A 17,296-nucleotide genomic window follows, 5' to 3' on the forward strand; every position below is an offset into this window, starting at 1 on the left:
TAGACAGCTATAAAAAAGCAATCTTTAAGCAACCTGAGTCCTGTATTCATAAGGACTCAGGTTGTTTAGTTTCACTTGAAAACGTTCATGGTTGTAGAAACGAATATATTTTTGAACGGCGTGCTCTACTTGCTCGGCAGTTGAAAGGAATGGAGATCGTTGACGCCATCGGGGTATCGTATTGGTCCATGAAAGTACCCAATAAATATCTTTGGATTCGAGTATAATAGACAAGTATACGATAGATGCACGGTGAAGCTCTGTATGTATAGCATTTCGAATATAGCGTAGAAGAGGTTGAAGATGAGCGAGAAGCATTTTACAGATTATCGATTAAGTGAAGAGATTGTGAGAGCACTGCATAGTTTGGGATATGAGACGCCAACCGAGGTTCAGAAGGAAGTCATTCCTGTTGCGCTGCAGAAGCAGGATCTTGTTGTCAAATCGCAAACGGGCAGCGGCAAAACAGCTGCTTACGGTATTCCGCTCTGCGAGCTGGTAGATTGGAACGAGAACAAGCCGCAGGCATTAATCCTGACCCCAACCCGCGAACTCGCGTTGCAGGTGAACGAGGATATAACGAATATCGGGCGCTTCAAGCGGATCAAGGCAACGCCTCTTTTTGGGAAACATCCTTTTCATATACAAAAAGCCGAGTTAAAGCAAAGAACGCATGTCGTTGTGGGGACGCCGGGACGTGTGCTGGATCATATTGAACGCGGCACGCTATCCCTAGAGCGAATCGCCTATTTGGTCATAGACGAAGCGGATGAAATGCTAAATATGGGCTTTATCGAGCAGGTGCAGACGATCATTCAAGCACTGCCCCGCGAGCGAGTTACCATGTTATTCTCCGCTACGTTTCCGGAGGATGTAGCTCAATTGTCGCGCAACTATATGGACGACCCTGCCCAAATCGAGATCCAAGCGAGCGGCCTGACGACAGCGACGATTGAGCATGCTCTGATTCAGGTGAAGGAGTCGGACAAGCTGGCATTGCTCCAGGATCTGTTCATCGTGGAGAGCCCCGACAGCTGTATCGTTTTCTGCCGGACGCAGGAGCATGTCGATCAACTATTCCGAGAAATGGCCGAGCTTGGCTATCCTTGTGACCGTATTCATGGCGGGATGGAGCAGGAAGAGCGATTCGAGGTCATGAATGCGTTCAGAAGAGGACAATTCCGTTACTTGATTGCGACCGATGTGGCCGCCAGAGGTATCGATATCACGAACATTACCCATGTCATCAACTATGATATTCCGCTTGAGAAGGAAAGCTACGTTCATCGTACAGGACGTACGGGACGCGCAGGCAAGACGGGTAAAGCGATCACGTTCGTCACACCGAAGGATGACAAGCGATTAGCTGAGATTGAAGCGTATATTGGCTTTGAGATTCCGAAAGTGAAAGCTCCCTCCGAAGAGGAAGTGGATCGGCATAGAGAAGATTTCGAAAAGAAACTCAAGTTTAAGCCTGAGCCGAAAAAGGATAAACGCGAGCAATTAAACAAGCAGATTATGAAGCTTAACTTCAATGGCGGCAAGAAGAAGAAGCTAAGAGCCGTGGACTTCGTCGGCACCATCGCCAAGCTTGACGGGGTAACCGCCGACGATATCGGGATTATTACGATCCTCGATTTTGTGACGGACGTGGAAATTCTGAACGGCAAAGGACCGCTTGTGCTTGAACTGATGCAAAACACGACGGTCAAAGGCAAGCAGTTAAAGGTCCGCAAAGGAAAAAAATAAAGGTCATGACGCATATGCCCCACGTATGAAGAAGCATAAGCAGCCCGAATCCTTATCTTTTCGTCGCTATTTCGTTCTTCCTTACTTTTTTAAAAATGATCGGTGTGTTATAAACCTATTCCCTTAATCAAAAAACCGTAATCCCTAATCAGGATTACGGTTTTTTTCTCATATGAAAAGGCTACACAACCTGAAGTACATTAAACGGAGGACGTTCCGCTGGTTTCCCAAACAGGTAACCCTGAGCCAGATGAATTCCCGAACTGCGGCAAAACTCAAACTCCTCCCGCCGCTCAATGCCCTCTGCAAGCACCTGTCCGCCGAATTTCTCAGCCCGGTCAATGATGTTCAGGATCTTGTCTTTTTTGACCGCATCCCGGTCACAGCAATCGATGATACTGCGATCAATTTTGACATAATCCGGCTTCAGCATCGACATCACTTCCATGGTTGAATAGCCTGAGCCGACATCGTCCAGGGCCACCTTCATTCCGTGATCGCGATATGCCTTGAAAATTTGCAGGAGGTGATCCATGCTATCGAGCTTTTCCGTTTCCACTACCTCAAACACAAAATCTTTGGGGTCCAGATGCAGCCGGTCGATGGTTTTAAAAGTATGGCTCAAGCAGTATTCAGGATTATATATGGAAGATGGAAGAAAATTAATAAAACGTTTTACGCCTCGGGGCAGCCATTCGGCGCTAGTCTCAATGGCTGAAATCCGTGCCGCCCGATCCAGGAAGGAATGCATGCCGGTTTCCCTTGCAATTTCAAACAATTGATATGGCTGAAACATGACGCCGTTTGGAGCAGGACGCAGCAAAAACTCAAAGCCCACAATTTCCTCCGAGCTATCGACAATCGGCTGCATATGACTGGAAAATTGCCCCTTCTGTATGATATCGACAACGTTCACATGTTCCATTCTAGCCTTCATTTGCGACAGCGAAATCCACTGGCCTATACTTTTGTCCCGGCCATGCCCCGTAATGGAGATGGTTGTTGTTTCCACGATCTCTGCCGGAAGTATATAGAGGCTGTGCATCAGACTAAGAAGCTCATCCTTAGTATGGTATGATACGACGATATCATCAGCTTCTGTTTCCGTAGCCAGCTGCTTTTCATGAAAAACTGCATATATCAGATGATGTCTGGGCCTGAAACGAACCCTTCCTTGATCTTCTACAGGTTGTATAGGGGCACATCCGCTGCAGATCATGTAGTTCCTCCTTGGCATATTTTGCCGAAAATTGTTGATTTGATTATAGCATGACCCTCCACTTTTGTGTGTGAGGTTTTGTTGAAATAAAGGAATATTTTTCATAAAAACAAGCCGACGGTCTACCTTAACCGTCGGCTTGTTTCTTTGGCTATAACATATGTTGCAATAGACTTAAGGAATCACAATTTGTTGTCCGATTTTCAGGGCGTGCACATTTTTGATCCCGTTAGCCTTTGCTATTTTTTCCCACTCCACACCAAACTGAAGTCCGATTCGGTATAGGTTGTCACCTTTCTTAATGACATAAACCTTGCCACTGGTGGACGGTTTTGAAGGTTCAGGTTTGGTTGATGGTTTAGATTCCGGCTTCGTTGCAGGCTCCGAAGGCTTAGAATCTGTAGGCTTTGTTGGTTTCTCCGGCTTAGTAGGCGGTGTTGTAGTCTCCTTCGAAGAATCCGCAGCTTTGACAGACAGATCCAAGCTGTATTTGGCAAAGCCGTTTTCACCGTCTCCAACATACTTCATGTTATTGCTCTTAGCTACCAGGTCCTTGGCATCTGGAGAAGAAGTAAATGTGACATTCAACTTTTGGTCAACCGGTGCAAATGACCAGTTGTTGTCCGCGGATGGGTTAATAGTTCCATTCTCGCGGATGTAATCGATAATGACCTGACGATTTTCGTCTGGAGCAGCCATAATGATTCGTTTGCCATCCGGATTCGCCAGCTTGGACGACGAAGCACGGTAGTTGTTGGTTGCCACAACAAATTTTTGTTTCAGATCAATTGGCTTGCCGTTGTACTGCAGGTTTTTGATGCGGTTCGCATTGGCATTCACCATGTCGCCTTTAAGGTCATATTTGTTAGGCTGCGTTACGTCGATTTGGTAAGTCACACCATCAATAACATCATAGTTGTAAGTCGGGAAATCATTATTGATGAGCGGCTGTTCCGTTGTTTTGGAAGGATCGATCTGGTTGAATTGTCCTGCGGACCATTCGAGCCAGTTCTTCACTTCTTCACCTGTTACGACGACCGCATGCACGGTATTTGGATATACGTAAAGGTCAGATACGTTTTTGATTGCGATCGTTCCTGCTGGAATATTGGTATAGTAGGATGCACCATTACGTCCGCCGGCCTTAAATGGAGCGCCTGCAGAAAGAACTGGAAGCTTCTCGTATTCCGTGCCTTTCAGGTTCTTCTCGACATACCATTTTTGTGCATTCGTTACGATTTGGATGGATGGATCGTCTTGTTCAAGTGCGAAATAGCTATTGATTGGCGCAGTCGTTTTGCCAACAGGACCGCGAACATACTCGATGGTTGCGTCATGCTCTGTTTTAACAGCATCAACGATCTTTTGATCGGCATCAACAAGCGGTTTTTTATTTGCAACGTCATAAACGGCGCGGGTTTCGGTTTTGGAGTCGGTCACTTTCCATTTACCGTCGACTTTTTCGAGATCCAGGTCGATAATACCGAGGTGGTCACCCCAATATCCAGGCTCTACGGATGGCACGCCATTGATGGTTCCCTTTTCGAGGTCAACGCCTTTTTTGCCTTTGAACTCGGCGCTAGGGAACGTTTTATGGGCATGCCCGAACATGATCGCGTCGATGCCTTCAACCTGGCTCAGGTACAGAACGGAGTTTTCCATCAGTTCGGTTTGCGGAATGTCCTCAAAACCGGAGTGTGGAATCGCAACGATAATGTCGGCTCCTTCTTTCTTCATCTGCGGAACGAATTTTTTAGCGGTTTGAACCATATCTTTGGCGATAACCTTGCCTTCCAGATTGGCACTATCCCACTGCATGATTTGAGGAGGAGCAAAAGCAATAACGCCAACCTTAACGGTTTGCTCTTTGCCGTTCTCGTCAATCACTTTCTTGTTCAGGATGGTATAAGGGGTAAAATAGTTCACATCATTGCTGTCATCTTTATCCCCGTCGTATTTGTAAATGTTGGCGTTCACGATCGGGAAGTTTGCTCCCTTTTCAGCCAAATTCAGAAAATCGAGCCCGTAGTTGAATTCATGGTTTCCTACGCCGCCTGCGTCATAACTCATCAAGTCCATAGCTTTGTAAACAGGATGTGTTTGACCTGGCTTCAGCGGATTCACTTTAGCCACATAATCTCCAAGGGGATTGCCTTGAAGGAGATCGCCGTTATCAAACAGCAGGCTGTTTTTGGATTCTTTGCGCGCTGCGTTGATCAGTGAGGCTGTTTTGGCTAATCCGTACTGATCCGTAGGCTTGTCTGCATAGTAGTCATAGTTGACCATGTTGACATGCAAATCGGATGTTTCCATCAAACGGAGCTTTACCTTGGAATCGGGTGTGCTTCCATCGGCATAAGCCATGAACGGAAGTGCCAGGACGTTGATGGCAACGGCGGCTGCGGTAATGCTTTTTACTACTTTTTTACGGGACTTCGACATATTACCCCTCCTAAAAATATGTACCTGATAAGTACAATTGCACGGACCTATGTAGTCATTCTCTAAAATAACCAGCGGTTAAATTTTTGTTGGTCCAAGTAGTAGTTTATATCCAATGATAGCCAAAATAAAGACAAATACATCCATTCGAAAAAAAATAATGCCCGAGACCCTGTCTCTGGCATTATACAAGATTTTACATAGAGATTTTGGCCCAAAGGAATGCCGATCCGTGCATTGATGAGCACTCAGGTCCGTACGGCTTGATGTTTCGTCATATCTATATCATTTGGGTACAGGATTACCTACCCGAGTCAATTCTATGTTACAATTCCTCTGAGACTATCACTGTGTCACCAGTGAAAGTCGAGAATTGTTTTATGCCAGCTTCTGTGGGCCAGAGCAGATTCCATTGCGCCAGCGAAGTCGTCTGCCTGGCTCACCACAGTATACGTATCCGGAAGCAGACGCCTGAGTGTTGCCTGACAATCCTGCTCCGCCATAACCTTCAACACTTCTCTGAAATCAAGGTCTGAGCTGCGGCTGCTGCCATAGATCGTGATCCCTTTCTCCAGCACATCCCGTGTATTAATAGGAACACGTTCCTCACTAACTCCCATCGCGATCAAGTGACCGCCTGGTTTCAACAAATCAATCCCTTGATTAATTGCACTCTCGCTAAACTTACCTCCCGTACACTCTACAACGATATCTGCTGAACCCCCTGAGGAGAAATCATAACTTTGCACCATCTCAGTGTTAGCAAACGTAAAGTAATCCAGCTTCGCCCGATCTGCTCCGAATACGGTCAGTCGTTCGCGTTCTATTCCGTATGCATGATGAAGCATTGCGGCGGTTATATAACCGACCGGCCCATCGCCAAACACAGCAACTCTTGAATTAGGCAGGAACTCTTTTACCTTTCTCATCGCACGATACGATACACTACACAGCTCGGCAAGGACGGCAATCTCATCGGGTATTCCATCAGGGATCGCTATAACGCACTGCTCCGGAAGCACCAATCTGTGTTGAGCGATCCCATCCATGCTGCTGCCCAGAAATCTACTGTTACTGCAGTAATTATCGGCTATCTCGCCTCGACATGCCGGACAGCACTGTTCTGGCGCTATGTCCAGAAGTATATAGCCAGGAATATACGGTACGATCGCTGCCCTCTGTCCTTCAGTCAGCGCTGCCTGTTTCCCTTCGATCACGACCCCAATGCCTTCATGCAGCAAGGCCAGCGGCAGCTTCCGAGACAGCACCTCCGGCTTCCTTAGTCCTCCATAATACCGCAAATCTGCATGGCATATGCTTGCCAGCTTCGGCTCTACGACGACAAAGCCGCTCGGTATCGTTCTTTCGATCCATTGTTCTTCAACTACGTGGGGCTGAATCAAGCGCAGTGTTCGCGAGCTTACGGTTCCTGTCGTTGTGGGACCCATTAAATATAAATACCTCCATATTCACGACATTCATACATGACCTTCACGACTGCGGTGTGCAGCCGCGAAGGATTCATCGTACGTTAGACCTTAATAACATTTAAGCCCTGATCCTGAAATGACTTTATCTCATAATCAGGCACTTCGATTCCGGTTATCAACGTGTTGATGCTGCTGTTTGGCGCTACCTTATGCAAGGACAGCTTACCGATCTTGGAGTCGTCTGCCACGACAATGACTTCCTGTGCTGAAGCGATCATGCCCTGCTTGGCAGGGACAAGCTCTGCCTCAGGATGCATTAGGCCGTGTGTCGGATGAATCGCCGGCGTTCCAATGAAAGCCTTGGATACATTCAGCGAGCGGAGAACATTATCCGTGAACATCCCGTTCAGCATATAGCTTGAAGGATATAGTTCCCCTCCGGTTACCATCACCTTCACGCCCGGTGCATCCCTCAGTTCAGCCGCTATATTAATATCGTTTGTTACGACGGTCAGATTCGAGCGATGTACGAGATTCCTTGCGATATGCAGTGTAGTAGTACCGGAATCGATAATAATATGATCTCCATCTTCAACCAAGCTGGCAGCCATCTTGCCAATCCTCATCTTCTGCTCCAGCTGGACATTCGTCCGTTCATTGAATGAAAGCTCTCTGTTGGTGAGATTCTCCACGATGACTCCTCCATGAGTTCGCTTGAGCAGCCCTTCCTGCTCAATCTCTGCCAGATCTCTGCGTATTGTCGCTTCATGTACAGCGAATTCCTGTGCGAGCACTGCCACAGATGCGGATCGCTGTTGCCTGACATAGTCGATAATTCTCAGTTTTCTTTCTGCGGGCAACAATGTAGACACTCCCCTTTAACTTGAAGCCGGCGATGAATTATTTATGAAGTACAGCTACAGCTTACTTTTGCAATAAATAGTTCATCTCCGTGCATATTCGCTCGTTTCGGGGATTCTAACACTTATTTCCACTAATTTCAATAATTAATATTTAGACAGATTGCTCGGTAGTATGCCTAGGCAGCTTTCGCTGGGCAAGAGCGGCATGCTCTAGCACTTTATCAACTGGCGTATCAAACTGATACTCGAGAATAGAGCGGAAGGAATGCTTCATACCACCTAATGCTTGCCAGATTGGCTCCCACTCGATCTTCCCTTCGCCGATTGGTTGATGGAGATCGAGGGTGCCATCGTTATCATGCAGATGCACCGCGCTCAGCCGATGCCCCAAGCTCTTAAGCACCTTCGGCGTATCCCAACCGTTAATGAACGAATGGCCAACATCGATTAACGCAGTAATCGTCGGGATCTCATCGAACAGCTGTACAAACTCTTCTTCATCAAATAAAGCCGTATCTCCGAATCCGACGTTCTCTACCGCCAGATCAATGCCTAGTCTCTGAGCTTCATCACCCAACCGCTTCAAGTTCTCTTTCGACCAGTACTGAGATTCCTTCCGAAGGAAGAGAGGTGTTGAATACAAGCTTGGATGAAGCACCATCTGCTCCGCACCGATATGGGCGGACCATGCCAAGCATTCTTTGTAAACCTCGTATGAATAATTACGAATGACTTCAAACCGAGCAGAAGCCAGATTCAGCTCCCATATCGGAGAATGCACGCTTAACGGACCCGGGTGTCCTTCGAATCTCTTAAATTCTGAGCTCCAATTCAGAGGCTCGAGCCAGTTCGGACCGTCCATCGATATTTCCAGACCTCCGGACCAGCGCTCCAGCAGCTCTTGACAGTCATCAATACGGTTCATATAAGGCAGCATGTTAATAAATACAGCCATGTGATCTCCTTCTTTCATTTAATAGTAAGATCAGATTTCTTATATATTACTTGCACTGCTTGGTTCATCTCACGATGCCTCATCCGCATCTTATTCTTTCAAAGATCCAAGCATGGCACCTTTCACAAAATATTTCTGCAAGAAAGGATATATGAGCAGAATCGGTATCGTTGAAAACAATATGGTTGCAGCCTTGATCGTTTCAGGGCTCTGCAGAATACCTGAACTGACAGCTACTGCATCTATCCCGGAGTCGGCGCTGCTAGTTGCCACCATGTTCCTAAGCTTTAGCTGCAGCGGGTACAGATCCGCTGAGCGGATGTACATAAGCGCTCCGAAGTAGGAGTTCCATGTCCCGACGGAGTGAAACAGTGCAATGGTAGCCAGCGCCGGTAGCGACAGCGGCAGCACTAATCGGGTATACACCCCAAACTCACCGCTGCCATCGATCTTCATCGCGTCCACGAGTTCAGAAGGAATGCCCTGAAAGAATGTTTTCATAATAAATACATTGTAAGCGCCCAAGGCTCCCGGTATGATCAGCGCCCAGAGCGAGTCGATCATGCCAAGCGACTTGATTACCAGATAGCTTGGAATGAGCGGTACTGGAAAGATGAACGTAAACAAGATAAGCTTCGTGATTAATTTGCGCCCCGGCATCATGGGACGAGTAATTGCAAAAGCCAGAGTCGAAGTCAGAATCAGGCACAGCACTGTGCCCATTATAGTGATATACACGCTGACGCCCATGGATCTCCACATATCCTTCATCGCGAACAGCGACTTATACACGTCTAATTGGAATCCCTTAGGCCACAGCATGACCATCTTATTGTTCGCATAGACTGGATCGCTAACCGAAACCGCCATCAGATGAATAATAGGAGCGATCATCGTAAAGCATAGCAGGATGAAGAAGGTCCCATTGATCCATTGAAATATCTTGTCTGAACGACTGACGTTCATTTCACGAGCCTCCTCATCCTAATAGATGCTTTCTCCTGTTGTCTTGCGGCTGATCTTGTTCAGACTGACGACAAGAATGATTCCGATAACCGCCTTGAACATGCCGATCGCTGTCGTATAGCTGTATTGACCGCCCATCAAGCCGACACGGTATACATAGGTGTCAAATACTTCCCCAACTTCTCTCACTAATGGATTCAGGAAGAACAGTACCTGCTCGACGTTAGCATCTAGCAGATGCCCGATCCTCAGCAGCATGAGAACGACTATCGTTGGCATCAGTGATGGCAGTGTGATATGCCAAGCCATTTTGAATCGTCCGGCGCCATCCATCATAGCTGCTTCATACAGATTAGGATTGATGCTGGTCATCGCTGCGAGATAGATGATCATCGACCAGCCGACCTCTTTCCATATCCCAAGGCTTGTAATGATGCCCATGAAATACTTCGGCTCCGTTAGGAATGATACCGCCTCTCCGCCGTAATTCGTAATGATCTGATTTAGAGGGCCGTTAAGCGAAAGCAGCTCAGTAAATATGCCTCCGACGATAACCCATGACAGAAAGTGAGGCAGATATAATAAGGTCTGGGTCGTACGCATAAACCATCTGAGCCTGATCTCATTCAGCAGCAGGGCTAGCAGCAGCGGCGCAGGGAACCCGAATATGATCGAATACAGACCAAGTTTTAGCGAATTTTTAAATATGATCATGAATTCAGGATGAGTAAACATAAACTCGAAATGCTTGAATCCAGCCCATTCGCTGTGAAGTACTCCCTTGAACATATTGTAATCCTGAAAGGCAATCACGTTGCCCGCTATCGGAATGTACTTAAAAACAAGAAAGAAAGCGAGACCCGGCAAGGCGATTAACAGAAGTACCCAAGAGTCAACGGATTTGAATTTACGGAACAAGAAGAAAGCCTCCTTTCTTAATAGGTGAAAAAGGGCCTCTAACTGTATAGTTGGAGAGGCCCTTTCATACAGCCTGAGTCAGGCTTATTTCTTGTTGGTGCTGTTATACCAATCCGTCGCCTCTTGAATCGCTGCGTCTCCTCCACGTTGCTTCCAATCTTGGACGAATGCATCAAATCCCTTATCCAGATCTTCCTTGCCAACCACAAGTTTCACAAACGTATCATAGAACAGACTGCCGGATACGAAGCCAGGAGTCAGCTCTGGACGTCCATCCAATGCTTTGAGATTCGGCATATACATGGCGTCTTCATTTGGTAGCATTGTTGTTTTCGAATCTTCATATCCCTTTAAAATGACATCGCTGTCCGGCAGCACTTTAAGTGCTAGCGGATTGTTCAAGCCGTTCTCCCGCACATTCATCGAGAGCTGGAAGAATTCCTTCTCATTCAGCTCAGAGTTGTTCGGACCGAGCGGATCGAATTGAAGCTGACCATTGTTCTCTGTGTAGTTGTAGTCTTTGATTCCGTAAGCGAAGAACTTATCCGCTTCTGGACTGCCCCAAGCCCAATCCAAGAACTTGATAATCTCCTCCGGATTCTTCGTCGTTGCAGGAATCGTCCAGACATAGTAGATCTGATCATTCGTAATCTGCAAATAGTTTTCCCCGCGTGGTCCTTTCGGAGGAACCGCCATCGTTATTTTCGCATTCGGCTGATTTGGGTACTCTTGAGCGTTTACTGCTGGAAATTGGTATGTTGCTGCTCCCCAAGAGGCTACCAAGCCTTTGCTGATATCCGTCCCGCTGTCGCCCTGCTTCTTGGTGATGAAATCCTTCTCGATATAACCGTTATCATAGAGCTTCTTATAGAATGCGATAGCTTCCTTCATCTCCGGTTGGATAATGTCCGGCTCGAGCTTCCCGTTGTGTACATGCCATGTGCCTGGTCTCACACCGAACGATCCCGTAAACACATCTCTCCAGCCCATAGCGTCCGTTAACGACAGTGCCCACTCGTTATTCGGATCTCCGTCACCATTCACGTCCTCCACCTTAACCGCTTCGGCAAACTTCAGGAAATCATCGAGCGTCTTTGGTACTTCCATATGAAGCTGATCAAGCATATCTTGACGATAGAACATGATCCGGTCAGCAGGTGCCCCGCTAAGAACCGGTATGCCGTATATCTTCCCATCTTTGTTCACCTTAGGACTATTCCAGGCAACCTCTGGAATCTTCTTCTTCAGATTAGGACCGTACTTGTCGATGAGTGGTCCAAGTTCCAAGAAGATGCCTTGATCCACCGCGCCCTGATGCACATCCGAATTAATGCTATCCGTACGAACAAGGTCAGCCAGATCACCTGAAGCGAAGCGAAGTGATAGCTGCTGTCTGAAGTCCTCACCAGCTCCCAAAAACTCGTAGTTGACATTGTATCCGGATTCCTTGCTCAGTTCTTCATAATACTTAACCTTTTTCTCTTCTGGAGCTTTGGAAGCAAACCCTGAATTGTTATGCGATAGCAGAATTGAAATGTCCTTATTCTCTTGCGCTTGCGCTTGCGTTTGCGCTTCCCCAGATGCTGCGTTCTTGTTCTCTCCTGCTTTTTCTGAGGAGCATGCCGTCAGTACAGTGGTGCTTGCTAGCAACAAGCTAATCACCGACAAGGACCAAATCCTCCTATTTCTTCCTTTCACTCCAATCCCTCCGATTCAGTATCATTCTTATTTATTAGTTACTGCTCGATTTCATTATAGGAAAGGAGCTTTCAACGATACATGCAATTATCAACGAAATTTTGTATATATTCACACCGATTCATAATCTTCAATATTTTCATATTTTCGATACTCCGATGGGGAGAATCCGGTATGCTTCTTGAAAGATTTGGAGAAATAAGCATAGTCCTTATAGCCGACCTCTTCCCCTACTTCATAGAGCCTCGTCATCGGGTCCAGCAGATATTCCTTCGCTTTCTCCATACGCAGCTGGGTTAGATACTGATTAAACGACATGCCCGCTTCTTTCTTGAACAGATTGCCGAAATAGTTCGGAGACAGCTCAAAATGCTCTGCAGTATCCTTGAGAGAGAGCTCACTGTCGATGTAGTTTTGCTCGATATATTCTTGAACTCCCTTCAACAGCCGGTTATATCCCCACCAATTGCGTGATGACCGAATGTATTCGATTAGATCGAGTAAGCCATTGTTGAAGGAATCAAAGAGTTCTCTAGCAGTTGCCGCGTTCTCGGGAACCTGTACTTTGGGCAGGGGAAGCCCATTTGAATTGAGCTCTTGAAGGGCGCCTTCCATAACGATTAAGAAATATTCCAGCCTCTCCACCATTTCGGGTTTTACCTTGGAGTCATTGCTGCCGATCGTGCTCCGGGTCCATTCCAGTTCAGTCTCAAGCGAAGTGTAATTCAGATGCCATAGCGCTTTAGCCGTTTGTTCAGCATGCACCTTCCAAGCCCAGATCCATTCCTTGCTCGATTGGCGTTTTAGCGACTTGGAATGGATCTTGGTGTTGATATTTGACATTGCTGATAGAAAGTAGCTTGGATCGATCGGCTTCAGCATGTAATCGGCCACTCCGTAACGAAGTGCACTCTGAGCATATTGAAAGTCACTATGTCCTGATATGATAAGATACTCCGGGTTAAGACGATGTTCTGACAGGCGGCGTATCAGCTCAAGACCTTCGATTCCAGGCATACGTATGTCCGTAATCACGAGATCAGGCTCGTGTTCAATACATTGCTGCAGCGCCTGTTCCCCGTCCTTCGCCTCACTGACTACACGGAACCCCTCCGAGTCTCTTTCGATCATCGTTCTTAGGTTCATTCTAACCATGCGTTCATCATCCGCAATCAGTACGGTGTACATCGTTAACCACTCCTCTCAGATAAGGCAGCTTCAATTGAATCTCAGTGCCTTGTTCCCCTGAACGGGAAATCTCAAGACCATACGGGTGACCGAATGCTAAACGCAGCCTAGTATGCACATTCCACAAGCCGATCGATGGAAATGGGGTGTAGCCAACTCTCAGCATCCGGTCGCTCGATATCTTCGTAAATGCCTGATTGTACTGATTCATCGTATCCTCGGGCATCCCGCGCCCTTCATCCCTGATATAGATCGAGTAATAATCCGTTTGGGCAGATCCCGTAATCATAATCCTTCCAGGAGGCAAGCCATGCTCTTCGTAAGCATGCTTGAACACATTTTCCACTAGAGGTTGTATAATCAAGCGGAATAGATAAACCTTATCGAGCATCTCTTCTTCAATATCCATTTCGAATACCAAGTCATCAAAACGTTCTTCTTGAATCTCGATGAAATGCTGAATATACGTAAGCTCCATTCGGAGACTGACCACCTGATCCGGATTGCTAATGCTATAACGGAACATATTCGATAGATTCACCGTCATCTTGCTGATCGGCATGATATTGGACATGATCGCATACGAGTTGATTATTTCTAACGTGTTGTATAGGAAATGAGGATTGATCTGTGATTGCATCGCGGACACAAGCGCCTCTCTGTTTCTCAGCTCCAGTTCCTTTTCACGCATTTTTGTCGTATGAACCTCCTCGAGCAGTTTCTTAATCTCTCTGAACATTCGATAGAACAATAGAAACGCCAATATCAATATTAGCGAGCCAATCAGAAGCGTTAAAAGCTGAAGCTGGAATAGACCGCCAAGCATTTCGGATCGAGAGGTTTCAGATATGATCTTGAAGCCGGTGACGGGTGACACATGATAGAGCACATTCTTCGCTCCTTCATCACTCTTAACTGTAAAATGTCCGTTAGCGGAGTCCATTTTCCTAGACCAGCTCTCCGGAAGAGGCTTCCCCCATTGCTTGCGATCCGTATGATAGATGATTTGCCCCGCTTCATTCACGATCAGGATTGAGCCGTTCTCTCCATATGGCTTCATGTCCGCTATCTTCAGCATCTGTTGGAGGGATAGTGACATGACGATCGTACCAGCAGGTTGGTAGGTTTCATTATCAAATACCTTTCGGGACACCGTGATGACAGGGACTCCATTCCATTCGGATATCCCATGTATCTTGAAGTTTGTATCTGACTCCACCCCGGGTACTGCTTTCAACTCCCCATAATAAGCGCCTTTATTAGAGATCAGATTAAAGCTGTAAATGTCCTTTCGCAGATTCGGTACCAGCTCCTTAGAGATGCGGCCTTTTAAAATGTACATTTCGTATGTGTTCTTAGGGTCAGCCTTGATGAATTGCTGCACAAGCGGATGCCCTGGAAGTGATTGGGAATCAGCCTTTATACTGGTGAAATATTCATCCAGCTGCGTGCTTACCCGCTCGATGATCTGCTCGTTATAGTAAATGACATTCTTTTCTATCGTTTGAGCAGACTTGGCGTACCAGATCAGACAGAAGCATAGTAAGGGAGCGCAAAACAGTATGAGGAAAGATAATAGCAATTTCTTCTTAATCGATAAGGGCTGGCCTAGCCGTTTCATAGAAGTCTCTCCTTTCACGTTCCTTATCGGTAACAGAGTCAATAGAGTCCTTTACATAGCCTTTACATAGTTTTTACAAAATGAAAACGTTTACTATAACTTGAGCAACAAATACATGTGATGGGCTCCATCACATGTACGATTATTTATTCATGAATAGCTGCTGTATTTGGGCAAACGGCTTTGGTTGAATGAATTCACTATTGTTTATTTATGCTCATTTTTTCTCTTTATTCCTAGCGTAGTCGACTGAAAAGGTTAATGTCAATAAGTAAATCTCATTCATGGAAAACATTATTTTCAAGTTAGATCTTGACAAATCTGATATCGGGCCATACATTTTAATTGCAAAAACGAGCATAATCGAGTGAAATACGAACAGTAATGAACATATGTCAGGGAGGTAAGAGAAAATGAGCCAAGAATTCGAATCCCCTCAGCAAGAACCCACATCCGAACGCAAGATCAGCCGAAGAAAGCTGCTCGCCGGCATCGGAATGGCAGGAGCCGCAGCATGGATGACAGCTAATACCGGTATCGTCAGCGCACAGGAACCAAGTGTGACAGATGCTACCTACGGGGAGCAATCTGTGAAGCCTATTGATTTAATGAATTTATCGTACTGCATTACGACGACGATTAACGAATTGCGGCTGCATTCGCAAGTCAATCCCTCCTTCGGATATTATGTCACAGATCCTGGACAAGAGGGAATGTTTCTAATCGATTTGTCCGATACAGTTACTGCAGACAATGTTGGAACTGTGCTTGTCCATCAGTCGGGAACTCGTTTTAAGCGGGTAATAGAGAATCATACGGTTAACGCAGCCTGGTATGGAGCTAAGGGAGACAACCTTGCTGATGATACTGACGCCATTCAAGCTGCGCTGAATGAAGCGAATCGCTGGCCGAATGTCCGGGTGATCATTCCGAATGGCACCTATCGTCTGTCGAGAGAGCTCTACATATTCAAGAATACGTATATCCAGATGGATGAAGGCACCGTTCTGCTTCGATGTCATGACGGCAATGTCATCCGAAACTATAGAACAACGGACTTATTCTACGGATACGAAGGTAACGGTAACATCACAATTGAGGGTGGTGTGCTCGACTGCAATGCTGTTCAGTACACGAGAGTATGCAACGGCATCGCCCTCGCTCACGCGGAGAACATCACATTGCGGAAGCTGACGATCAAGGACACCCAGAGCGGTCACGGCGCTGAACTGACAGGTGTGAGACGCGTCTTGATCGACCGATGCAAGTTCGTCGGCTACATGTTCACCACACAGTATTACGCCGAAGCCATTCAACTGGAGCCCGCGATCAAGGCGGGGTTCGTTGGTCAAGCTGCTGACCATACCCCGACACATCATGTTACGGTGCAGCAGTGCTACTTCGGACCGAGCGGAACGCCAGGGACTGTACCTTGGCCATGTGGGGTTGGTGCGCATGGGGCTTACCCAGACGCTTATTTTGACCATATCATTGTCCGCGACAATGTGATGGAGAATTCCACCTACTGGGCGATCCGCCCCTTCAAGTGGACTAACTCTGTTATTGCGGGCAACCATATGATACAGGTGGGCGGCGGCATATTTATCTCTACCCCAGCGGCCAATTCAGCATCCTCCAAGGACGATGACGGCGTATTCCATCCGGTACAGCCTGCCAGTACGATTATTGTAGAGCATAATATCTTTGATACGGGTACTACCAATGCAATCTATGTAGAGGGATTCCCAGAAGGCAACGGAGAAAAGGTTGTTATCGCGAACAACATATTCAAGAATTCCGGCGGTCAGGCGATCAGCCTGCACAGCAATCGTACGATTGTTACCGGCAATATTTTTGAAGGAGCAACCAAGAACGGTATTTATCTGACAGACTGCAACGATGTTATCATCACAGACAATCTGATTCGCGACGTAGCGTTTAACGGTATCCAGGTCAACAATTCCAAGGGAGTGATCGCGGACGGCAATTCCATCACGAACGCCGGGCAATCGTCTGATAACTCCTACGACGGGATATATGTATCGGGTACAAGCTCGAACGTTCGAGTGATCGGTAATGTCGTGCGGACAGAAGCCGGCAAGAAGAAGCTGCGCTATGGACTCAACACGGCTAGCACCGTTACAGCATTGACGCGGCTGCAGAACGATCTGCGCTGCGACGCTATAAGCGGTAACCTGCACGATCTGTCCGTGAATCCGAATACATCCTACGCAGATATGGTCTAAT

General features: G+C 46.8%; 13 protein-coding genes. 2 read left to right on the plus strand and 11 right to left on the minus strand.

Annotated features, from left to right (window positions below; genetic code table 11):
* Positions 1-24 precede the first annotated feature (24 nt).
* The gene (locus MUG84_RS27245) at positions 25-318 is read right to left on the minus strand and encodes an IS3 family transposase (RefSeq protein ID WP_280521254.1); all 294 of its coding nucleotides are present in this window, start codon (positions 316-318) and stop codon (positions 25-27) included.
* Here MUG84_RS27245 and MUG84_RS09550 point away from each other — a divergent pair.
* Positions 304-1,749, plus strand: a complete 1,446-nt coding sequence (locus MUG84_RS09550; RefSeq protein ID WP_244724302.1) for a DEAD/DEAH box helicase — start codon at positions 304-306, stop codon at positions 1,747-1,749. The genes MUG84_RS27245 and MUG84_RS09550 overlap by 15 nt on opposite strands.
* 181 nt (positions 1,750-1,930) lie before the next feature.
* On the opposite strand, the gene MUG84_RS09555 is transcribed toward MUG84_RS09550, so the two are convergent.
* The 10 genes from MUG84_RS09555 to MUG84_RS09600 all read right to left on the minus strand — a co-directional run bounded on the left by MUG84_RS09555 (position 1,931) and on the right by MUG84_RS09600 (position 15,049).
* Entirely contained in the window at positions 1,931-2,968 is a 1,038-nt protein-coding gene (locus MUG84_RS09555) for an EAL domain-containing protein (protein ID WP_244724305.1), read from the minus strand.
* A gap of 174 nt (positions 2,969-3,142) precedes the next feature.
* Positions 3,143-5,410 (minus strand): bifunctional 2',3'-cyclic-nucleotide 2'-phosphodiesterase/3'-nucleotidase, encoded by a 2,268-nt coding sequence (locus tag MUG84_RS09560; protein ID WP_244724308.1) that lies wholly within the window; start codon positions 5,408-5,410, stop codon positions 3,143-3,145.
* 353 nt (positions 5,411-5,763) lie between these two features.
* Positions 5,764-6,858, minus strand: a complete 1,095-nt coding sequence (locus MUG84_RS09565; RefSeq protein ID WP_244724313.1) for a zinc-binding dehydrogenase — start codon at positions 6,856-6,858, stop codon at positions 5,764-5,766.
* 83 nt (positions 6,859-6,941) lie between these two features.
* Positions 6,942-7,703, minus strand: coding sequence for a DeoR/GlpR family DNA-binding transcription regulator (locus MUG84_RS09570; protein ID WP_244724326.1), 762 nt, complete (start codon positions 7,701-7,703; stop codon positions 6,942-6,944).
* A gap of 151 nt (positions 7,704-7,854) precedes the next feature.
* Positions 7,855-8,658 carry a sugar phosphate isomerase/epimerase family protein gene (locus tag MUG84_RS09575; RefSeq protein WP_244724328.1) on the minus strand — a complete coding sequence of 268 codons (804 nt, stop codon included), beginning with the start codon at positions 8,656-8,658 and terminating at the stop codon, positions 7,855-7,857.
* A 90-nt stretch (positions 8,659-8,748) separates the two neighbouring features.
* Positions 8,749-9,624 (minus strand): carbohydrate ABC transporter permease, encoded by an 876-nt coding sequence (locus tag MUG84_RS09580; RefSeq protein WP_244724331.1) that lies wholly within the window; start codon positions 9,622-9,624, stop codon positions 8,749-8,751.
* An 18-nt stretch (positions 9,625-9,642) separates the two neighbouring features.
* On the minus strand, positions 9,643-10,542 hold the full coding sequence (locus MUG84_RS09585; protein ID WP_244724334.1) for an ABC transporter permease: 900 nt from the start codon (positions 10,540-10,542) through the stop codon (positions 9,643-9,645).
* An 84-nt stretch (positions 10,543-10,626) separates the two neighbouring features.
* Complete coding sequence (locus MUG84_RS09590) at positions 10,627-12,204, minus strand: extracellular solute-binding protein (RefSeq protein WP_244724935.1); 1,578 nt, start codon at positions 12,202-12,204, stop codon at positions 10,627-10,629.
* Between the two features lie 147 nt (positions 12,205-12,351).
* Positions 12,352-13,428 carry a response regulator transcription factor gene (locus MUG84_RS09595; RefSeq protein ID WP_244724336.1) on the minus strand — a complete coding sequence of 359 codons (1,077 nt, stop codon included), beginning with the start codon at positions 13,426-13,428 and terminating at the stop codon, positions 12,352-12,354.
* Complete coding sequence (locus tag MUG84_RS09600; protein ID WP_244724339.1) at positions 13,403-15,049, minus strand: cache domain-containing sensor histidine kinase; 1,647 nt, start codon at positions 15,047-15,049, stop codon at positions 13,403-13,405. The genes MUG84_RS09595 and MUG84_RS09600 overlap by 26 nt, the downstream gene beginning before the upstream one ends.
* A gap of 413 nt (positions 15,050-15,462) precedes the next feature.
* Between MUG84_RS09600 and MUG84_RS09605 the strand changes: the two genes are divergently transcribed.
* Positions 15,463-17,295, plus strand: a complete 1,833-nt coding sequence (locus tag MUG84_RS09605; RefSeq protein WP_244724353.1) for a right-handed parallel beta-helix repeat-containing protein — start codon at positions 15,463-15,465, stop codon at positions 17,293-17,295.
* Position 17,296: the final 1 nt, after the last annotated feature.

The sequence above is a fragment of the Paenibacillus mangrovi genome (assembly GCF_022898935.1).
In the GTDB taxonomy this organism is placed as follows: Bacteria; Bacillota; Bacilli; order Paenibacillales; family Paenibacillaceae; genus Paenibacillus_AQ; species Paenibacillus_AQ mangrovi.

Bases quoted from the DNA above. Each gene is read 5' to 3' on its own strand.
- MUG84_RS09550 (WP_244724302.1), top strand. From the start codon at position 304: ATGAGCGAGAAGCATTTTACAGATTATCGATTAAGTGAAGAGATTGTG.
- MUG84_RS09580 (WP_244724331.1), bottom strand. From the start codon at position 9,624: ATGAACGTCAGTCGTTCAGACAAGATATTTCAATGGATCAATGGGACC.
- MUG84_RS09600 (WP_244724339.1), bottom strand. From the start codon at position 15,049: ATGAAACGGCTAGGCCAGCCCTTATCGATTAAGAAGAAATTGCTATTA.
- MUG84_RS09595 (WP_244724336.1), bottom strand. From the start codon at position 13,428: ATGTACACCGTACTGATTGCGGATGATGAACGCATGGTTAGAATGAAC.
- MUG84_RS09575 (WP_244724328.1), bottom strand. From the start codon at position 8,658: ATGGCTGTATTTATTAACATGCTGCCTTATATGAACCGTATTGATGAC.
- MUG84_RS09555 (WP_244724305.1), bottom strand. From the start codon at position 2,968: ATGATCTGCAGCGGATGTGCCCCTATACAACCTGTAGAAGATCAAGGA.
- MUG84_RS09560 (WP_244724308.1), bottom strand. From the start codon at position 5,410: ATGTCGAAGTCCCGTAAAAAAGTAGTAAAAAGCATTACCGCAGCCGCC.
- MUG84_RS09605 (WP_244724353.1), top strand. From the start codon at position 15,463: ATGAGCCAAGAATTCGAATCCCCTCAGCAAGAACCCACATCCGAACGC.
- MUG84_RS09565 (WP_244724313.1), bottom strand. From the start codon at position 6,858: ATGGGTCCCACAACGACAGGAACCGTAAGCTCGCGAACACTGCGCTTG.
- MUG84_RS27245 (WP_280521254.1), bottom strand. From the start codon at position 318: ATGCTTCTCGCTCATCTTCAACCTCTTCTACGCTATATTCGAAATGCT.